The organism is Flavobacterium sp. W20_MBD1_R3 (assembly GCF_052119725.1).
Classification (GTDB): domain Bacteria; phylum Bacteroidota; class Bacteroidia; order Flavobacteriales; family Flavobacteriaceae; genus Flavobacterium.
Genome location: NZ_JBGQOR010000004.1, coordinates 96469 through 115154 on the forward strand (window position 1 = coordinate 96469; position 18686 = coordinate 115154).

Below are 18686 nucleotides of genomic sequence, written 5' to 3' on the forward strand. Positions count from 1 at the left end.
AACGGTAAATTTGTCAATCAATTGAGAACATGAAAATTAAAAGACATGAAATTTAATACTAAAGTGATCCATGGCGGACAGCAGCATGATCCCAGCACAGGCGCCGTTATGCCGCCAGTATATCAAACATCAACATTTGCACAAACAAGTCCTGGACAACCAATAAATCCGGATTATGAATACAGCAGGGCGGCAAATCCTACCAGAACAGCATTAGAAAACGCACTAGCAAGTATTGAAAACGGAACTCGAGGTTTAGCTTTTTCGTCTGGATTAGCAGCTACAGATTGTGTTTTACGTTCTTTCAAGGCAGGTGATGAAATTATAGCAATGGATGATTTATATGGAGGAACATACCGCATGTTTACCCGTATTTACAATAATTATGGGATCATATTTCATTTTGTCGATATGAATAATCTAGAGAAACTAAAAGAGGTGATCAATGAAAACACCAAGCTGGTTTGGGTGGAAACACCTACTAATCCTTTGATGAAATTAGCCGACATTCAGGAAATTGCCAAAATCACCAAGCAAAATAAAATCCTTTTTGCAGTTGACAATACGTTTGCGACACCTTATTTACAAAAACCTTTGGATTTAGGCGCCGATATTGTCATGCATTCTGCCACTAAGTATCTTGGAGGCCATTCCGATGTTATTGCGGGAGCTTTAATAGTTAAGGACGAAGCACTTGGCGAACAATTGCATTTTCAACAATTTGCGACAGGAGCAATTCTTGGTCCAATGGATAGTTTTTTAGTACTTAGAGGAATAAAAACATTGCATTTGCGTGTGGAACGGCATTGTCAAAACGGAGGGAAAGTAGCTGAGTTTTTAGACAAGCATCCCAAAGTAAAAACGGTCTATTATCCAGGATTGCGTAGCCATCCGTTTCATGAAATTGCTAAAAAGCAAATGAGTGGTTTTGGAGGAATGGTTTCGTTTTCTTTTGTTTCAGGAAAAAAAGAAGATGCAGTTGCTTTTCTTGAAAAAATCAAAGTATTCACTCTAGCAGAATCCCTCGGCGGGGTAGAATCATTAGCAAATTATCCTGTTTTAATGACTCATGCATCGATTCCGGAAGATAAACGTATTGCAATTGGTATCACCGATGATTTAGTGCGATTGAGCGTTGGTGTTGAAGATATTGAAGATTTGCTCGAGGATTTGGAACAAGCTTTAGCCTAAGATCTGTTTTTAAAATAAAACACAAAACCCCAATTCTAATTTTTTAGAGTTGGGGTTTTGTGTATAAAAGTAGTGCTATCATTATTGCAAATAATAAATGTATCCCACATTAAACCAGACTAGCCAGTCGTTTGCTTTATTTTCCTTATAAATTTCTGGATTGGGATTTAAACCATCAACCCAATTCGAAAAATAATATTGCATTCTTAAGTCGACCATTAAATCCGATAATGGTGATAATTTATACCGGGTTCCCACGCTAGTTACCACGGACCAAACAGCGCCGCTTTCCGAGGAAAACCCGTAAGGACGGCCATCCGTAGGCGTCAAATATTTGGGAAATGTAGTTAATGGAGTTCCTAAAGGACCTAAGGTTGATGAGGCTTTTGTATTGTAGTAACTAAACTGACCACCAAGACTTACAAAAGGTGCTAAATTTCCGGTTCGAACAGAAAAATCACGAATGCTAAAAGGAAAAAACTCGAGTTGCATCCCAACGTTAGTAACTGCCGTGCTTCCAGTCATTGCCCGCAATTGATTGGCTCCGAGTGAGATTTTCTCTGGAACGACCAATTCGCCAAAGTGTTTTAAGTTGGTTTTATTATACGAAAGTTCACTTCTTAGTTTGAAATGGTCGTTAAAATAGGTTTCGGGTGTATAACAGTTACAGTCAGATTGATACGAAAAATTCAAATAATGGATAATTCCTAGTCCAATTCCTGTATTTCCAGCATTTGTTGAAATATTGCTTCGTTCTCCATAATCAGATTGAAATGCAATTGGACCAACAATTACTCCTACTTCGTGCGAAAAACCGTCAAACTGGGCATTAGAGCTTGCTAAAAAACTAAAAAACAAAAGTAAAAATAGGGCTATTTGTCTGATCATTAGGGACTAAATTTGGTAATCCTGACAAATATATAAAAAACATTATACAGTGCTCCAATTTAAATTATAGATAAGCTCACAAATTCCTACTTTACTTATGAAAGTGATAATGATTTATATTAAAAGGTATATCTTAAACATAATTGGTCGCAAATGGGTAATAAAAAAATAATTTTGTTGATAAAATATAAAAATTAAGTCTGAATATTTTTATAAAATGTATCTTTGTATAGTTTAACGAAATCGTTTTCTTAATCAATTATTTATAATCTATGTTACTAAAAGTAAATGATTTTATGGCTCAAGTTGAAGCCAAAAATCCAAATGAACCTGAATTTATACAAGCGGTTAGGGAATTTGCTGAAACTGTAATTCCATTTATCGCAGAACAGAAAAAATATGATGGTAAAAATTTGCTTCTCAGAATAGCGGAGCCTGAAAGATCAATTATATTTCGTGTTCCTTGGGTTGATGATAGCGGAGAAATCCAAGTGAATAGAGGTTTTAGAATACAAATGAATTCTGCAATTGGGCCTTACAAAGGTGGAATACGGTTTCATCACACCGTCAATTTGTCTGTACTTAAATTTTTAGCTTTCGAACAAGTTTTCAAAAATAGTTTGACCACTTTGCCAATGGGTGGTGGTAAAGGAGGATCTGACTTTGATCCACAGGGTAAATCTGATGGTGAAGTAATGCGTTTTTGTCAATCTTTCATGACAGAACTCTGTAGACACATTGGTCCACAATTAGACGTTCCTGCAGGAGATATTGGCGTTGGAGCCAGAGAAATTGGATATTTATTTGGTCAATACAAAAGAATTAAAAACGAATTTACCGGAGTGTTAACAGGTAAAGGTTTAGCGTATGGAGGATCTTTGATCAGACCAGAAGCAACAGGGTATGGAGTTGTGTATTTTGCAGAACAAATGCTCAAAACCATTGGCCACAGTATCAACGGCAAAACAGTAGCAATCTCAGGATTTGGTAATGTTGCTTGGGGAGTTGCCTTAAAAGTAAATGATCTAGGTGGAAAATTAGTTACCATATCTGGTCCTGATGGTTATATTTATGACGAGGAAGGAATTTCAGGAGAAAAAATTGACTTCATGCTTGAAATGAGAGCAAGAGGAGACAATAGAGCAGAATCATATTTAGAAAAATACCCAAATGCAGTTTTCCATAAAGGAAAAAGCGTGTGGGAAGTCAAAGTTGATGTTGCAATTCCTTGCGCTACTCAAAATGAGTTGAACGAAGAAGATGCAAAAAACCTAATTGCTAATGGAGTTATCTGCGTAACAGAAGCGGCGAATATGCCATGTACGTTAGAAGCAATCAGAGAATTCTTAAACGCAAAAGTACTTTTTGCGCCAGGTAAAGCAGCTAATGCTGGTGGTGTAGCAGCCTCAGGATTAGAAATGACGCAAAACTCAATCCGCTTAAACTGGACAAGTGAAGAAGTAGATACCAGACTAAAAGAGATTATGGTAGGTATTCACAATCAATGTAAAAGATATGGTACAGATGAAGAAGGATATATAAACTACGTCAAAGGAGCAAACATCGCTGGATTTGTCAAAGTAGCTGATGCTATGTTGGCACAGGGAGTGGTATAAATCAGGTTGTAGTGTAGTATGAAATGCCTTCTGTCAATTTTAGACAGAAGGCATTTTTTTTGTGTAACAAAATGCTAAGACTTCCGTTTGTTCTATATTTGTAATTCAATAGGATTGTAAATAATGAATAAGAGTATTTTATATTTTTTGATGCTACTTTTTATGCATCTGGGTTTTGCCCAAAGCAATTTGTCATGGCAGGGTTATTTCTCTTATAATGAAATTAAAGATGTTGCCGTATCAGCAACCAGTGTTTTTGCGGCCTCTGAAAATGCCTTGTTTTCTAAAAACACAGCCAGCAATATAATCAAAACCACCAATACAGTAGACGGACTCTCTGGGCAAACAATTTCATCGGTATACCACAGTTCAACATTCAATAAAACACTTGTGGGGTACGAAAATGGACTGATAATTGTCATTAATGAGGCTGATGGTAGTATTTTGAATGTGGTCGATATTATCAACAAGCAGCTTCCTGCAAACATAAAAAAAATCAATCACTTCATGGAATTTGAAGGTGTTGCTTATGTTTCCTGTGACTTTGGAATCGTGCAATTTAATTTGACCAGCATGCAATTTGGTGACACCTATTTTATTGGTGACAACGGAGCGGAAATTAGTGTGAACCAAACGGCTTTGTTCAACGGATTTATTTATGCCGCTACCAATAGTGGAATACGAAGAGCCACTATTTCTAACAAAAACTTAGTCGATTTTAATCAATGGACAACAATTACAAATGGTAATTGGTCTGGTATAACAACTTTTGGGACAACTTTATATGCGGTTGATGCGTCGGGATTTGTTCATAAATTCAATTTAGCTACAAATTCGTTTGCCGGATTTGTTCAGCTCGCTCAGTCTTCGATAGATATGAGAACGGCTGCGAATTATTTAATAGTTACAACCTTAAATAGTGTTTATATATACAATAACCAAATGGTTTTGATACGCCAAATAAACACTAATCAACTTCCAGAAACCAATGCTGGTTTTACTTGTGCTTCTATAATAGGGGATGCTATTTTTATTGGAACAAAAGAAAACGGATTAACGACCACTTCCCTTTCTGCGGCCGTAACTTTTGAAAACATAACACCCAGTGGTCCTTCTAGAAACAATATATTTTCACTTCAAGCCACGCCTAATATGCTCTGGACAGTTTACGGAGATTATACAGCGGATTATAATCCGTATCCATTAGATAGTTATGGGATAAGTAAGTTTAGTGCAGATGGATGGTTAAATATTCCGTATCAAAACGTTTTTGGGGCAAAATCAATGACCAGAGTTACAATTAATCCCAGCAATGAGAATGAAGTATATGCAAGTTCCTTTTTTTCAGGATTACTAAAAATAGAAAATGATGAACCAAAGATTTTATACAATCAAACTAATAGTGGTCTTGAGTCTTTGACTTTTGTGGGTCCTGATTATATAGATATTAGGGTGAATGGAACTGCATTTGACAAATCAGGGAATCTCTGGGTTACCACCAGCCGAATAAAAAACGGATTAAAAGTACTTAAACCAAACGGGCAGTGGCAAAGTTATGCCATGGATGCGATTTTGGCCTCAGCGATTGATAACAATTTTGGTACAATTGCCATCGATAAAAGTGGAACCAAATGGCTTTCTACCAATCAGGATGGTGTTGTTGCATTTAATGAAAGTACCAATAAATTCAAAAAAATAACAACTGGTGCTGATACTGGGAATTTACCAGTTTCAAATGTAAGCGTGGTTGCAGTAGATACCAGAAATCAATTGTGGATAGGAACAACAAAAGGTTTACGGGTATTGCCCAATGTCAATAGTTTTCAATCAGAGGAACAAATGACAGCAAATCCAATAATTATTCTAGAGGATAATCTAGCTCAAGAATTACTGTACGAGCAATTTATCACGGATATTGCAGTAGATGGAGCCAATAACAAATGGATAGGTACAGCTGATTCGGGTTTGTTTTTGGTTTCGCCAAATGGTCAGGAAACCCAATATCATTTTACCATAAATAATTCGCCGTTGCCCAGCAATGTAATAAATGACGTCGATATCAATAGCGCTACGGGCGAAGTTTTTATTGCTACCGCTAAAGGTTTGGTGTCTTTCAAAGGAATTGCTACTGCTGCCAATGATGATTTGAGTAACGCTTATGTGTATCCAAATCCAGTGCGACCTGAATATCAAGGAACCGTTAAAATTGCCGGATTATTGGATAAAGCCACTATTAAAATTACTGATATTGGTGGTAATCTTGTTTATGAAACTACCGCCGAAGGTGGAACTATAGAATGGGATACCACAGCTTTTGGAAAATACAAAGTTGCCTCCGGTGTGTATATGATTTTTATCTCGGCGCAAGACGGAGTGGAAACCAAAGTTAAAAAAGTAATGATAATTAGATAGTGTTCAGTGATCAGTCTCGATGCATAAGATTAGTGGTCAGTTCTCTAAAATCTAACAATCTAAAAAGTCTAATAATCTAAAAATCTAAACTTGTTAGTAAAAACCAAAGCCATCGTTCTTTCGTCTTTAAAATTTCAGGAAAAAAGCCTGATTGTCAAATGCTTTACGCTCTCACATGGTTTGAAATCATATTTCGTTCGGGATGCTTTTTCGAGTCGAAAAGCCAATCAGAAAATCGCTTATTTCCAGCCGTTGACCATTCTTGAAATTGAAGCGGTTCATAAAAATAAAGGGACTTTAGAAAATTTCAAAGAGATAAAAATTGCTTCGGCTTTTCACTCGATTCATTCGGATATTTATAAGAGTACGATTGTGATGTTTATCTCCGAAATGTTGCACCATTCCATCCGCGAAGAAGAGACAAATGAAGCACTTTTTAATTTTCTTGAAGCCGCTTTAAATTGGTTAGACAACCATGACGAAATTGCTAATTTTCATTTAATTTTATTGTTAGAAACCACAAAATATTTAGGTTTTTATCCGGACACTTCGGATATGGATATGCCTTTTTTCGAAATGAATGAAGGTGTTTTTACACCCTTTAATGCTATTAGTTCGCTCACCGAACATGAAAGTAATTTGTTTAAAAAACTGATTGATTTGAAATTCGATAATGATCAAAAAACATTTCATGTCATCGAGCGACAAATTGTTTTGAGAATACTGATTGATTACTATAGTTATCACTTGGACGGCTTTAAAAAACCAAAATCTTTAGACGTTTTAAAAGAAGTTTTTTCATAGGACGAAAAAATTTATTTGTAATTTGATTTTGCATCAAAAAGTAAAGTATATTTGTCTTTTAATCAAGTTTGTTGTTCTTTATGGAAAACAAGCTTTAACTAATTAACTTTATGGAATCAAAATCAAAACAAGAAGGAGATATTGAAAAAATTGATAAATATATCAGTTACCAATTACCCAATAAATTTAAAATTATTGGATTAATACTGTTTGTTATATCATTCTTTTCCGTTCCACTGATCTCAATTTATTTAGAAAATAATAAATACCAAGATTTATTTCAGAGGATAGGTTCGACTTTAGCTATTTTAAGTTTGCTCATGATTGCCATTTCCAAAGAAAAAGTAGAAGATGAGTTAATCGCCAAAATTAGGATGCAATCCTACCATTACGCGGTTATCGGAACAGTACTAGGCAATTTATCATTGCCATTTGTTAATTATCTAATTTCCTTTAGTTTTTCTGCTGCTCCAAAAATGGAGGGTGTTAAGGATATTCCAATATTTGGCGTTTTATTGTTCTTCCAAATTCTTACTTTCCGCAAGTTAAAAAAAGCGTACAATGAAGAATAGACTAAAAGTAGAACGCGCCATTTTAAACTTAACCCAAGAGGAATTAGCTGATAAAATAGGCGTTTCTAGGCAAACGATAAATTCAATTGAAACCAATCGTTTTGTGCCATCAACAGTTCTGGCGTTAAAATTATCAAGGTTGTTTGGAAAATCAGTTAATGATTTTTTCGAATTGGACGATGATGACAAGTAAGAGTTAAATGCTTCAAATTCATAAGGACTTCTATTGAATACAAAGTCTTTCAAAACAAGTATACTTTTTAAGATTCAACATAAATTAAAATTCAAAAAGCCAAAATTGCTGGACGTTTTAAAAGAAGTTTTTGATTAAAATAGAATGTTGTCGGATATATTATGAATTTTATCGAATTCTCTAATCAAATTTGTCTATTTTCTCTCATCTTTTCTTTCTTTTATTCAAAATTCCTTACTTTCGCACCTCGATTTAGAAAAGCATAAAATGAGTACAAAATTTACTGAATACAAAGGACTTGACTTACCAACTGTGGCGTCAGAAGTTCTGGATTTTTGGAAGGAAGCAAACATATTCGAGAAAAGCGTAAGCACTCGCGAAGGGAACCCACCATTCGTGTTTTTTGAAGGGCCGCCTTCGGCAAATGGATTGCCGGGAATTCACCACGTGATGGCGCGTGCTATTAAAGATATTTTTTGTAGATATAAAACTCAAAAAGGGTTCCAAGTAAAGCGTAAAGCGGGTTGGGATACCCACGGTTTGCCAGTAGAATTAGGTACTGAAGCGGCATTAGGAATTACCAAAGAAGATATTGGAAAAACCATTTCCATAGAAGAATATAACGAAGCGTGCAAAAAAACCGTAATGCGTTATACGGATGTATGGAATGATTTGACCGAAAAAATGGGATATTGGGTAGATATGGAAGATCCGTATGTTACCTACAAATCCAAATACATGGAAACGGTTTGGTGGATTTTGAAGCAAATCTACAACAAGGATTTGATGTACAAAGGCTACACCATTCAGCCGTATTCTCCAAAAGCAGGAACTGGGTTATCATCGCATGAAGTGAACCAACCGGGAAGTTACCGGGATGTAACAGATACGACTGTTGTAGCGCAATTTAAAGTGATTGATGCACACAAGGAAGTGTTGTTTTCTAAGTTTTATGACTACATCAGTTCAAATAACTTATTGCATTATAAGCTAGAAGCAGCCGACTTAGATGAGGTTTTTATCTTGGCTTGGACAACCACCCCGTGGACTTTGCCAAGTAATACGGCGTTGACTGTAGGGCCAAGAATTGAATATGCTTTAGTGAAAACTTTCAATCAATATACATTTCGTCCAACAACCTTAATTTTAGCTAAAAATTTAGTTGGAAAACAATTTGGGAAAGGATTTTTCGCTAGTGACGATGCAGCTGATTTTGAAAATTTCAAAGAAGGGGACAAGAAAATTCCGTATCAAGTGCTCGCAGAATGCAAAGGAGTTGATTTAGTTGACATTCGGTACGAACAATTAATGCCATTTGTGTTGCCGTATCAAAATGCTGAAAATGCTTTCAGAGTAATTTTAGGTGATTTTGTAACGATAGAAGACGGAACTGGAATTGTGCATACTGCGCCAACCTTTGGTGCTGATGATGCCAAAGTATCTAAAGAAGCTACGCCAGAAATCCCGCCAATGCTAGTCTTAGATGAAAGTGGAACTCCAGTTCCATTAGTAGACTTACAGGGAAAATTCACCTCTCATGTAGGGGAATATGCTGGTAAATATGTGAAAAACGAATATTATAATGATGGAGAAGCACCGGAACGCTCTATAGATGTTGAAATTGCTATTCGATTAAAAGAAGAAAATAGAGCCTTCAAAGTAGAGAAATATGTACACAGTTATCCGCATTGCTGGAGAACTGACAAACCTATTTTATATTACCCATTGGATTCCTGGTTTATAAAAATCACGGAAGTACGAGATAGAATGTTTGAATTGAATGAAACGATCAATTGGAAGCCAAAATCAACCGGAGAAGGACGTTTTGGAAACTGGATCAAAAATGCCAATGACTGGAATTTATCACGATCTAGATTCTGGGGAATTCCATTGCCAATTTGGAGAACCGAAGACAAACAAGAAGAAATCTTAATTGGTTCTGTTGAAGAATTATACAATGAAATTGAAAAATCTATCGCTGCAGGTTTCCAAAAAGAAAATCCTTTCAAAGGGTTCGAAATTGGAAATATGGCGGAAACGAATTATGATTTAGTGGATTTACATAAAAATGTAGTCGATGAAATCACCTTGGTTTCTGCTTCTGGAAAACCAATGACGCGTGAAGCGGATTTGATTGATGTTTGGTTTGATTCCGGTTCTATGCCGTATGCACAATGGCATTATCCTTTTGAAAACAAAGATAAAATTGACCAAAACAAAGATTTTCCTGCTGATTTCATTGCTGAAGGAGTCGATCAAACTCGGGGCTGGTTTTATACCTTGCACGCCATTGGTACATTAGTTTTTGATAAAGTAGCTTATAAAAATGTAGTTTCTAACGGATTGGTTTTAGACAAAAACGGACAAAAAATGTCCAAACGTTTAGGCAATGCCGCAGATCCTTTTGAAACATTAAAAGAATACGGCCCAGATGCGACGCGCTGGTATATGATTTCGAATGCAAATCCTTGGGACAACTTGAAGTTTGATTTAGAAGGAATCGCTGAGGTACGCAGAAAATTCTTTGGAACTTTATACAATACCTATTCGTTCTTTAGTTTGTATGCCAATATTGATGGTTTCAAATTTGAAGAAGCCGAAATTCCGGTACACGAAAGACCTGAAATTGATCAATGGATCATCTCAGAATTGAATACTTTGATCAAAGAAGTGGATGGTTTTTATGCGGATTATGAACCAACAAAAGCAGCTCGCGCAATATCAGAATTTGTACAAGAAAACTTGAGTAACTGGTACGTTAGGTTGTGCAGAAGACGTTTCTGGAAAGGAGAATATGCACAAGACAAAATTGCAGCGTATCAAACTTTATATACCTGTTTGTTGACTATCAGTAAGCTGGGTGCGCCAATTGCTCCATTCTTTATGGACAAACTTTACAGAGATTTAACGTTAGCAACACAGTCGGAAAAATATGACAGTGTACATTTGGCGGAGTTCCCAATTTCGGTTGAAAACTATGTTAATAAAATGCTAGAGAGCAAAATGCAGAAAGCGCAAACCATTTCATCACTGGTTTTATCACTCCGAAAAAAGGAAATGATTAAGGTACGCCAACCGTTGCAAAAGGTAATGATTCCAGTACTTGATGATAAGCAAAGGACTGAAATTGAAGCGGTTTCAGAGCTTATAAAGGCAGAGGTAAACGTGAAAGAAATTGTATTTTTGGATGATGCTTCTGGTGTTTTGGTCAAACAAATCAAGCCTAATTTTAAGGCGCTGGGACCTCGTTTTGGCAAAGATATGGGCTTGATTTCTAAGGAAATACAAGGTTTTTCAAAGGAGCAAATTGCTCAATTAGACAAGGAAGGAAGTCTGAATATTATTATTGCAGGAAATAACGTAATTTTAACGTTAGAAGATGTAGAAATAACGTCACAGGACATTGCAGGGTGGCTAGTAGCCAGCTCAAACGGAATCACGGTTGCGCTTGATATTACAATTTCACCAGCATTAAAACAAGAAGGAATTGCCAGAGAATTAGTAAACAGAATTCAGAATATTCGTAAAGATTCTGGATTTGAAGTTACTGACAAAATTAAGGTTCAGCTACAAAGAAATGGACTTTTAGAAGCTGCAATTCTTCAAAATGAAGCATATATAAAATCAGAAACATTAACCAGCGATTTGGTTTTTGTAGACGACCTGGAAAATGCAACAGAAATTGAATTTGACGATATAAAAACAATGATATTAATTTCTAAATAATATAAAATGACAGATGAAATTACAAGATATTCTGATGCTGATTTAGCAGAATTCAAAGAGATTATCCTAGGGAAAATTCAAAAAGCACAAGCGGATCTGGATTTGATCAAGAGCGCTTACATGAATGATTTGAATAACGGAACTGATGACACTTCACCAACCTTCAAAGCCTTTGAAGAAGGAAGCGAAAGTATGTCAAAAGAAGCAAACTCGCAGCTGGCGATTCGTCAGGAAAAGTTTATCCGCGATTTGAAAAATGCTCTTTTTCGGGTCGAAAATAAAACGTACGGCGTATGTAAAGTGTCCGGCAAATTAATTGGGAAAGAACGATTAAAAATTGTCCCTCATGCAACAATGAGTATTGAAGCTAAAAACTTGCAACGATAAACCGTTAGTTAAACAATATTTAACGCTCCTTTGGGAGCGTTTTTTTTGATTTAATTGTTATTTTTGCGCCACTAAAATTTATAAAATGTCATTACGAAAAGCGTATCTCCTTATTTTCATGGTATTACTTGTTGATCAAGTTTCTAAAATTTATATTAAAACTAATTTTATTTTAGGGGAAGAGGTCGAAGTATTCAAATGGTTTAAAATTCTTTTTATTGAAAATGAAGGAATGGCATGGGGAACTGTAATTCCAGGTGTTTACGGAAAATTATTTTTAACCCTTTTTAGATTGGTTGCTGTTGGCGGAATCGGATATTGGCTTTGGGATTCCACAGAAAAAAAACACAGTTCTACTCATTTGATTGTGGCTATTTCATTGATTCTGGCGGGTGCTTTTGGAAACATAATTGACTCTGTTTTTTACGGCGTTATTTTTGGTGACAGTCAACAAGAAGTAGCTGCAGTATTTGCTGATCAACCGTATGGAACTTGGTTTCACGGAAAAGTAGTTGATATGTTTTATTTTCCTTTTTGGCATGGAAATTTGCCAAGTTGGCTACCTATTTGGGGCGGGAAGGAATTTACTTTTTTCAACGCTATTTTTAATATTGCTGATATGGCTATTTCTACAGGAGTTGGAATATTGATTTTTTTCAACAAAAAAGCTTTTCATCACGATTAATCCATACAATATTGTGCTATAAAAAAAGGACCTGTTCATGATTTGAGCAGGTCCTTTTTCTAATTTTTATTATGTCCGGGTGCGTACCGTTTAGCACTTTTTCCTCCATATATTTTTTTTGCTTGTCCCGGTGGAAGTTTTTTAGCTTTATAAGAAGATCTGCTAGTTCCGGTTTGAATGCTGCAGTTTGAAAATGAAACTGCGAATAGAAAAACCATAACGCTTACGGCAAATCTGGACTTCTTGAATGTTCTCATAACTTAATTGAATAGTATTTTTTGCAAAAGTATGGATTTAAAATTAAAATTTATAAATTTCCTTTGGCGTCACGCAATAATCTAATTGTACATCGCCTTCAAAAATATCGTCAATTAATTCTTCGGATTCAAAGAAAGACAGCCCAATTTTGATTACATCTGGTTTGCATTCTGACAAAAATGCATCATAAAATCCTTTTCCGTAACCTACACGATGTCCCTTTTTATCAAAAGCCAAAAGCGGAACAAAAACGACCTCAATCTTATTCGAGGGTACTTCAATTCCATTAACTGGTTCTGGAATATTATACTGGTTTTTCTGGATTTTAGTATTATCTGTCAATAGAAAATGAGTCATTTTGTGAGTGATAAAATCAGCTCTTGAAACTAGAATTTCTTTATTTTTTCCAGATAGTATGTGCAATATTAATTCCGTGTCGACTTCCTTGTGTTCCGTGATGGGAAGGAAAATATGAAAGTAGATGTGGTCCCAAATAGGAAGTATAAGTGTTTTATTGGCTATAGCCAAACTCATTTCCTCTTGTTCATTTTCGGATAGAGAATTCCGCAGTGCTTTATATTTTGAACGTAATGCTGTTTTATTCATGGTTTTTGATTTCGAAACAGATACAAATGTACTTTATTGTGTTTGCTGTTTTTTTAAGAAGAAAGATGATAGATCGCATCTCCCTGATACACGATTGGTGCATCGTTTACATTAAAAATATATCCTGAATTAGGTGCTTTTACTTTGTGTTCTACCTTTCCGTAGGGATCTGAAATTGTTCCTAATAATTGTCCTTTGGTTACGTAATTGCCAATTTTTGTGCATCCATGAAACATTCCGGAATATTTGGCTCTGATCCAAACTGATTTTTCAATGTAAATAGTCTCTTTTTCGGGGATTGTAATTTTTTTCTTGGAATGCAACATTCCCAAGTGATGTAAAATTCGTGTTGAACCATCAACTCCCTCTTGAGTGATTTCATCATTGATATCAATGGATTTCCCTCCTTCAAACAGCAGCATCTTTACCCCTAATTTGTTACAGGAATTTCTAAAAGTGCCTGGAATGTTTTTTGAAAACATCGTAAAAGAGGTGTTGAAAACATCTGACAAGGTCTTTAAAGCTGCATTATTTGGAATAATTCGAACTTGCGGCGCATTAAAACGGCTGGCTCCTCCAGAATGAAAATCGATCACATAATCTACATTTGGCAACACTTCTTTAATCAAATTGAAAGCAAATCGGCTTGCAAGGGAACCTGTTTTGCTGCCCGGAAATACTCGGTTTAAATCTCGTTTGTCTGGAAATTCTCTGGATTGATTTACAAAACCAAAGACATTGATAACGGGAATACAAATGATAGTTCCTGTTTTTGGTTTATTGATTTTCTGAACAATTAGCTGGCGCACAATTTCTACGCCATTAATTTCATCTCCATGAAGTCCAGCGGTAAACAATACCGTGGGGCCGTCAATTTTTGATCGTTCTACTATTATTGGTATTTTGAGCTTGGTCATGGTATGGAGTTTTGCAATTTCCATATTGATGGTTTTGCTGTCTCCCGGTAAGATGAGCTCTTTTAAAATCGTTATATTTTTGTGTTCTTGTATGTTCATAGGATGTTGAAAGGCTAAAATTAGAAAATTAATTGTGAAGAAATAAGAAGTGCGTCATTTTTCGCTTTTGAAAAATGTTATTTGTATTTTTGAAGTTCGAAATTAAATTAAAAAGAATCAATCTATAATGGTACTTCCTTCACTCGAACTTCAAATACAAACCTTACCAGACGGTCCAGGTGTTTATCAATATTACGACAAGGAAGGAAAAATTTTGTATGTTGGCAAAGCCAAAAATTTAAAAAAAAGAGTTTCGTCCTATTTTAATAAAATTCATGATACGGCCAAAACGAATGTGCTCGTAAAGAAGATTGTCACCATACGACATATTGTTGTTCCTACGGAAACGGATGCTCTTTTATTAGAAAATAACCTGATCAAAACCTTGCAGCCACGCTATAACGTGTTGCTTCGAGATGACAAAAGTTATCCGTGGTTGTGTATCAAGAAAGAACCTTTTTCGCGCATATTTGCAACACGTAGAATGGTCAAAGATGGATCGGAATATTTTGGTCCCTACACCAGTTTTAAGACTGTAAGTACTATTCTCGAGCTGATTAAAGAGTTGTATCCGTTACGAACTTGCAATTATGATTTGAGTAAAAGCAATATCGAAAGTGGGAAATTCAAGGTTTGTCTCGAATTCCATATAGGCAATTGTATGGGTCCGTGTGAAGGTCATGAAACGTTAGATAATTACCAAAAACAAGTAGATGCAATTCGCGAAATTCTGAAAGGGAATTTCAAGGAAAGCATGAAGGATTTCAAGCGGGTGATGACTAATCTGGCCGCCGACATGCATTTTGAAGAAGCCCAAAAAATAAAAGAAAAAATAGAAGTGCTGGAAAATTACCAATCACGTTCTACGATTGTAAATCCAAAAATCACAAATATTGATGTCTTTTCGATAGTTTCAGATGAAAGTGCGGCATATGTAAATTTCCTGCAAATTTCGCACGGCTCGATTATTCGTTCACACACGATGGAAATCAAAAAGAAACTCGACGAATCCGATGAAGAATTACTGGAATTAGCAATTATCGAATTAAGAGAGCGTTTTCAATTGTTGTCCCGAGAAATTATTGTCCCATTTGCTGTTGATTTGGGAGAAAATATAAGAGTAACTGTTCCGCAATTAGGGGACAAAAAGCAAATTTTAGATTTGTCCATTCGCAATGCTAAGTTTTATAGAATCGAACAATTGAAACAACTGCAAATTGTAGATCCAGATCGTCATACGAAAAGAATTATGGCACAAATGCAAAAAGACCTGCGCCTGTCAGTTGAGCCAAGACATATTGAATGCTTTGACAACTCGAATATTCAAGGAACTAATCCTGTTGCAGCTTGTGTGGTTTTTAAAGATGGAAAACCGAGCAAAAGAGATTATCGTCATTTTAATATAAAAACGGTTGAAGGTCCAGATGATTTTGCTTCAATGACCGAAGTTGTCTACAGAAGATACAAACGATTGTTGGATGAAAAGGAACCGTTGCCTGACTTAATAATTATTGATGGTGGAAAAGGGCAACTGTCATCAGCATTAAAAAGTATTGATGAATTGGGTTTGCGTGGAAAAATAGCCATAATTGGTATTGCCAAAAGGCTAGAGGAGCTGTTTTATCCGGGAGATTCTATTCCGTTATATTTAGATAAAAAATCAGAAACACTCAAAATTATTCAACAATTGCGAAACGAAGCACACCGTTTTGGGATAACCCATCACCGGGACAAAAGGAGCAAAGCAGCACTAAATTCTTCAATAGAATCCATTCCCGGTATTGGCGAGAAGACGATGTTGGCTTTGATTCAGCACTTTAAAAGTGTTAAAAGATTGAAGTTAGCGACAGAAAATGAAATTTCGGGCGTTATAGGTATGTCTAAAGCCAAAAAAATAACCGAATTTTACACAACAACGAAGGAATGATTATTTTATATTATCGAAATTTGGACAAATAATATCCAATCTTTTCCAATTCTATTACCATAAAAGTGCTGCTTATGAAGAAAATCGTACTATTATTGATTGTTTTTAGCAGTTTGACTGTATTTTCGCAAGAGCAAAAAAGACCCAAAGTAGGTTTAGTTCTAAGTGGTGGTGGAGCAAAAGGATTTGCACATATTGGAGTTTTAAAAGTCTTAGAAGAAGCAGGAGTCAAGATTGATTATATTGGCGGAACCAGCATGGGCGCGGTTATTGGCGGGCTTTATGCCTCGGGATATAATGCAAGCCAAATTGATTCTATTTTTCAGGCTACAGATTTTAATGAATTACTAAACGATTTTATTCCCCGATCTTCCAGAAATTTTTACGAAAGAAGAAACGACGAGCTGTATGCGCTAGTTCTTCCGTTTAACAAATTTAAAATTGGGATTCCCGAAGCCCTTTCTAAAGGAATGTACAATTATAATTTGTTGAGTAGAATTACCCGAAACGTAAGACACATCAAGGATTTTAACCAACTTCCTATTCCCTTTTTATGCATTGGTACCAATATTGAAACCGGTGATGAAGTGCTATTGAATAAAGGAAATTTAGCACAGGCCATGATTGCAAGTTCTGCATTTCCATCTTTGTTTTCTCCTGTAGAAATTGATGGAAAAATTCTGGTAGATGGAGGTGTTGTAAATAACTATCCCATTGAGGAGGTGCGCAAATTAGGTGCTGATATCATTATAGGTGTTGATGTTCAAGATGGTTTATTGGATCGGACACAATTAAAAGATGCGACTAAAATTTTAGTCCAAATTACAAGTCTTCAATCTATAGATAGAATGAAAAAAAATATATCCAACACGAATATTTATATCAAGCCAGATATTTCGCAATATAGTGTGGTTGCCTTTGACAAAGGAAAAGAAATAATACGAAAAGGAGAAGAAGCTACTTTTGCTGTTTATGAGCAACTAAAACTACTCGTTGATGAGTCCAATCCATATAGGAAACCAAAGTTGCCTTTGCATTCGGACAGTTTGCAAATTAAGGCAATAAATAGTAATGAACTAGATAATTATACTAGGGAATATGTCATAGGAAAACTTAGATTTAAGCCCGGAGCAAAAACCTGTTATGACGATTTACTGACTGGAATTAATAATCTTAATGCAACTAAAAATTTCAGTTCAATATCCTATTCTTTAGAACCAAACAACGAAGCTGTTGACTTGAACATCAGTTTGAAAGAAAATGCTACAAAAACGTATTTGAAATTCGGATTGCATTACGATAACTTATTTAAAAGTGGTGTTTTGATAAATTTGACCCGTAAAAAAACACTTTTCAAAAATGATATCGCTTCGCTGGATATTGTTTTGGGTGATAATATCAGGTACAATTTAGATTATTACATTGAAAACGGATTTAATTTGAGCTTTGGTTTTAAGTCTAATTACAACCAATTCAACAGAAATGTAGCTAAGGAGATCAGCAGCACAACCTTTGATAACCCGAATATAAATTTTATAAATGTCGATTTCACTGATTTGACGAATCAAGCGTATTTCCAATCCTTATTTGTTCAGAAATTTTTGATTGGTGGAGGCGCTGAATTGAAATTTTTGAAGATAAAATCAGAAACAGTCGCTAACGTAGATCCCATATTAGATAACAGTAATTATTTCAGTCTTTTTGGATACATGAAATTTGACTCATTTGACAATAAGTATTTCCCAAGAAAAGGGTGGTATTTTTCAGGTGATATTCAATCCTATTTGCTTTCGTCTAATTATACGGGGGATTTTCAACCGTATTCGATTGCCAAAGGTGATTTTGGCGTAGCTGCAACTTTATTTGATAACGCTACCGTAAAATTTCAAACTGATGCCGGGTTTTCTTTTGGTCAGGAAAGTGTTGCCTTCTTTAATTTCATTTTAGGAGGGTATGGCTATAATCCACTCAATAATTTCAAATATTTATATGGATACGACTATTTGAGTGTCGCAGCCAACAGTTATATAAAATCAACCGCAACGGTAGATTATGAGTTTTATAAAAAAAATCATATCAATTTCTCGGCAAATTTTGCTAATATTGGAGATCGGATTTTTGAGACAGTAGATTGGGTTTCAATACCAAAATATTCTGGATATGCCGTTGGATATGGTTTAGAAACGGTTATTGGTCCTATAGAAATTAAATATTCCTGGTCCCCGGAACAGGCTAAAGGATTTACTTGGTTCAGCATTGGGTTTTTATTTTAATTGTAATTTAGTTCAATAATAATTCCGATATTTGTTATAATGAAAACAAAATGGCTAGGTTTATTAGAGTATCTTCAATTCCTTATCAAGAGAAATCCTGAGTAAGTTCTCTTTTTTTGATTTATCATACAC

The 18686-nt window shown here is 35.4% G+C and carries 14 protein-coding genes; 11 read left to right on the forward strand and 3 right to left on the reverse strand.

Annotation, left to right across the window (positions count from 1 at the left end; all coding sequences use genetic code 11):
• The first annotated feature begins 45 nt into the window (after positions 1-45).
• The gene (locus ACEN2F_RS07995) at positions 46-1191 is read left to right on the forward strand and encodes a cystathionine gamma-synthase (protein WP_441737717.1); all 1146 of its coding nucleotides are present in this window, start codon (positions 46-48) and stop codon (positions 1189-1191) included.
• Between the two features lie 81 nt (positions 1192-1272).
• On the opposite strand, the gene ACEN2F_RS08000 is transcribed toward ACEN2F_RS07995, so the two are convergent.
• The gene (locus ACEN2F_RS08000) at positions 1273-2079 is read right to left on the reverse strand and encodes a THC0290_0291 family protein (RefSeq protein WP_441737719.1); all 807 of its coding nucleotides are present in this window, start codon (positions 2077-2079) and stop codon (positions 1273-1275) included.
• A 272-nt stretch (positions 2080-2351) separates the two neighbouring features.
• On the opposite strand from ACEN2F_RS08000, the gene gdhA reads away from it, so the two are divergent.
• The 8 genes from gdhA (at position 2352) to ACEN2F_RS08040 (ending at position 12474) form a co-directional block, all read left to right on the forward strand.
• Positions 2352-3695: an NADP-specific glutamate dehydrogenase gene (gdhA, locus tag ACEN2F_RS08005; RefSeq protein ID WP_441737721.1), complete on the forward strand. Its 1344-nt coding sequence runs from the start codon at positions 2352-2354 to the stop codon at positions 3693-3695.
• Between the two features lie 123 nt (positions 3696-3818).
• Entirely contained in the window at positions 3819-6107 is a 2289-nt protein-coding gene (gene porZ, locus ACEN2F_RS08010) for a type IX secretion system anionic LPS delivery protein PorZ (RefSeq protein ID WP_441737723.1), read from the forward strand.
• A 90-nt stretch (positions 6108-6197) separates the two neighbouring features.
• Complete coding sequence (gene recO / locus ACEN2F_RS08015) at positions 6198-6911, forward strand: DNA repair protein RecO (RefSeq protein ID WP_441737725.1); 714 nt, start codon at positions 6198-6200, stop codon at positions 6909-6911.
• 110 nt (positions 6912-7021) lie between these two features.
• On the forward strand, positions 7022-7483 hold the full coding sequence (locus tag ACEN2F_RS08020) for a hypothetical protein (protein WP_441737727.1): 462 nt from the start codon (positions 7022-7024) through the stop codon (positions 7481-7483).
• Complete coding sequence (locus ACEN2F_RS08025; protein ID WP_441737728.1) at positions 7473-7676, forward strand: helix-turn-helix transcriptional regulator; 204 nt, start codon at positions 7473-7475, stop codon at positions 7674-7676. The genes ACEN2F_RS08020 and ACEN2F_RS08025 overlap by 11 nt, the downstream gene beginning before the upstream one ends.
• Positions 7677-7943: 267 nt before the next feature.
• Positions 7944-11402: an isoleucine--tRNA ligase gene (gene ileS / locus ACEN2F_RS08030; RefSeq protein ID WP_441737730.1), complete on the forward strand. Its 3459-nt coding sequence runs from the start codon at positions 7944-7946 to the stop codon at positions 11400-11402.
• Positions 11403-11408: 6 nt separating this feature from the next.
• Complete coding sequence (locus ACEN2F_RS08035) at positions 11409-11789, forward strand: TraR/DksA family transcriptional regulator (protein ID WP_441737731.1); 381 nt, start codon at positions 11409-11411, stop codon at positions 11787-11789.
• An 85-nt stretch (positions 11790-11874) separates the two neighbouring features.
• Positions 11875-12474: a lipoprotein signal peptidase gene (locus ACEN2F_RS08040; protein WP_441737733.1), complete on the forward strand. Its 600-nt coding sequence runs from the start codon at positions 11875-11877 to the stop codon at positions 12472-12474.
• Between the two features lie 300 nt (positions 12475-12774).
• On the opposite strand, the gene ACEN2F_RS08045 is transcribed toward ACEN2F_RS08040, so the two are convergent.
• Complete coding sequence (locus ACEN2F_RS08045) at positions 12775-13338, reverse strand: 5-formyltetrahydrofolate cyclo-ligase (protein ID WP_441737735.1); 564 nt, start codon at positions 13336-13338, stop codon at positions 12775-12777.
• Between the two features lie 53 nt (positions 13339-13391).
• The gene (locus ACEN2F_RS08050; protein WP_441737737.1) at positions 13392-14354 is read right to left on the reverse strand and encodes a succinylglutamate desuccinylase/aspartoacylase family protein; all 963 of its coding nucleotides are present in this window, start codon (positions 14352-14354) and stop codon (positions 13392-13394) included.
• 127 nt (positions 14355-14481) lie between these two features.
• On the opposite strand from ACEN2F_RS08050, the gene uvrC reads away from it, so the two are divergent.
• Together uvrC and ACEN2F_RS08060 are read left to right on the forward strand one after the other, a co-directional pair.
• The gene (uvrC, locus tag ACEN2F_RS08055) at positions 14482-16281 is read left to right on the forward strand and encodes an excinuclease ABC subunit UvrC (RefSeq protein ID WP_441737738.1); all 1800 of its coding nucleotides are present in this window, start codon (positions 14482-14484) and stop codon (positions 16279-16281) included.
• Between the two features lie 74 nt (positions 16282-16355).
• Entirely contained in the window at positions 16356-18554 is a 2199-nt protein-coding gene (locus ACEN2F_RS08060) for a patatin-like phospholipase family protein (protein WP_441737740.1), read from the forward strand.
• The last annotated feature ends 132 nt before the right edge of the window (positions 18555-18686 follow it).